We start from the raw sequence: 2267 nt of genomic DNA, 5'->3' as shown, positions 1-2267 counted from the left end.
GACCCCGATCGGGTTCAACCCGGACATGGCGCGGCTGATCGCGGCCAAGCTCGGGGTGAAGCTGCAGGTCGACAACGTCAAGTTCGACACCATCATCCCGGGTCTGCAGGGTGGCCGGTTCGACTTCACCGCGACCACCATGGGCGCCACGGCGGAACGCCTGAAGGTGCTCGACATGATCAACTACTTCCAGAACGGCACGGGTGTCGCCGTCCCCCGCGGGAACCCGCAGAAACTGGGTGTCCACGAGCTGTGCGGGCGCCGCATCGGTGTGCAGTCCGGCAGCACACAGGAGCTCAAGTGGTTGCCTCAGCTGTCCGAAAAGGACTGTACGAGCCAGGGGAAGCCGGCCATCACCGGAGTAACCCTGCCCAGCGTCAACGACGCCCTGACCCAGCTCGCCTCCAAGCGCCTCGACGCGGTGATGTACGACTTCACCTCTCTCGCCTGGGCGGCCAAGCAACAGTCGGAGGTGCTCGAGGTCCTGCCGGAGCGAGTGGTCACGGCGATCGTGAACGTCGCGCTGCCCAAGGGTTCCGCACTCACCCCGGCACTGCAGGCGGCCATTCAGTCCATCATCGACAGTCCGAAGTACGCCGAGGCGCTTGACCGTTGGGGCTTCCAGGGCCTCAGCATCAAGACCGCCGCGATGGCCGTTCCGCTGGGGTAGTGATGACGACGAAGACGATCGGCTCGAAGAGCAGGAGTCAACCGTTGCAAGAACTGCCGGCCGAACACAAGAAGCGGATCACGCCGAAGCGCCCGCGTGACTACGCCTGCTGGGCGATCGCGATCGCGATCGTCGGCGGCCTGATCGCCACGACGGTGACCAACGAGAACTACCACTGGCCGGTGGTGTTCGAGTACTTCACCGCCGACGCGATCCTGCAGGGCCTGGTGCTCACCCTGTTCCTGACCGTGGTCAGCATGGTGCTGGGCACACTCCTCGGGTTGCTCCTCGCGATCATGCGCATGTCGCACCAGACACCGATCTCCGGACTGGCCACGCTCTACATCACGTTCTTCCGCGGCACACCGGTGCTGGTGCAGCTGATCTTCTGGTTCAACATCGCGGCGCTGTACCCGAAGCTGTCCATCGGCATCCCGTTCACCGACATCTCCACGCCGGTGGACGTGAACGCACTGATGACTCCGCTGACCGCGGCGATCGTGGGACTCACCCTGAACGAGGCCGCCTACATGGCGGAGATCATCCGCGGCGGATTCGCCTCGGTGGGACGCGGGCAGTTCGAGGCCGCGGACTCACTCGGCATGCGCGGGTTCACCAGGCTCCGCCACGTGATCATCCCTCAGACCATGCCCGCGATCATCCCGGCGACCGGCAACCAGGTGATCGGCATGCTCAAGGGCACGTCGCTGGTGAGCGTGCTCGGCGTGGCCGAACTGCTCAACAGCGCACAGTCGATCTACGCCCGCAACTACCAGACCATTCCACTGCTGATCGTGGCCAGCATCTGGTACCTGATCATGACCTTGGCGCTCAGCGTGCCGCAGTCCATGATCGAGCGCCGTTTCTCCCGCTCCACCAGGAGGCAGGCCGCCGTCACCACCGCGGTCACGCCCCCGGCCGGCCAGCCGGTCGCCGCGACAAAGGAGTCGTTGCTGTGAAGGCCGATGGAACGATCGTCGCCCGCAAACTGTGCAAGAGCTTCGGCAGCCACCAGGTTCTGCGCGAGATCGACCTGACGGTGTCCGCAGGGGAGATCTCCTGCATCATCGGCCCGAGTGGATCCGGGAAGTCGACACTGCTTCGGTGCATCAACGGGCTGGAGACCGTCGACCGCGGCGTGCTGCGGGTCAACGGAGAAGACTTCGGTTACGTCGAAACGGACCGCGCCTACCACGCGGTCCGCCCTCAGGTGCTGGCCGAGCAGCGCACCCGCATCGGCATGGTGTTCCAGCAGTTCAACCTGTTCCCCAACATGACGGCCGAGAGCAACGTCATGTCCGGGCCGGTGCTGGTCAAGAAGATCGATCGCAAGGTGGCCCGAGAGCGGGCACAGGAACTGCTGGCCCAGGTCGGGCTTGACGGGTGTGGCCACAAGTACCCCGCCCAGCTGTCCGGCGGCCAGCAACAACGCGTCGCCATCGCCCGCGCACTCGCGATGGATCCCAGCATCATGCTGTTCGACGAACCCACCAGCGCACTGGATCCGGAACTGGTGGGGGAGGTGCTCGCGGTCATGCGCGACCTCGCCCACAACGGCATGACCATGCTCCTCGTCACGCACGAGATGGGGTTCGCC

3 protein-coding genes are annotated in these 2267 nt (G+C 65.2%); all 3 read left to right on the top strand.

The annotated features are described in order from the left end of the window. On the top strand, positions 1-670 hold a 670-nt coding region (locus FXN61_RS48905; RefSeq protein ID WP_167980561.1), incomplete at its 5' end, for an ABC transporter substrate-binding protein. Positions 671-672: 2 nt separating this feature from the next. Further along, positions 673-1629: an amino acid ABC transporter permease gene (locus FXN61_RS48900; RefSeq protein WP_167980560.1), complete on the top strand. Its 957-nt coding sequence runs from the start codon at positions 673-675 to the stop codon at positions 1627-1629. Next, the coding region (locus FXN61_RS48895; RefSeq protein ID WP_167980559.1) for an amino acid ABC transporter ATP-binding protein at positions 1626-2267 on the top strand (642 nt) is incomplete at its 3' end. The genes FXN61_RS48900 and FXN61_RS48895, both read left to right, overlap by 4 nt.

Source organism: Lentzea indica (assembly GCF_012184385.1).
Lineage (GTDB): Bacteria > Actinomycetota > Actinomycetes > Mycobacteriales > Pseudonocardiaceae > Lentzea > Lentzea indica.
The sequence above is the reverse complement of the archived record's forward strand: the minus strand, read 5'-3'. Positions and strand labels throughout refer to the sequence as shown.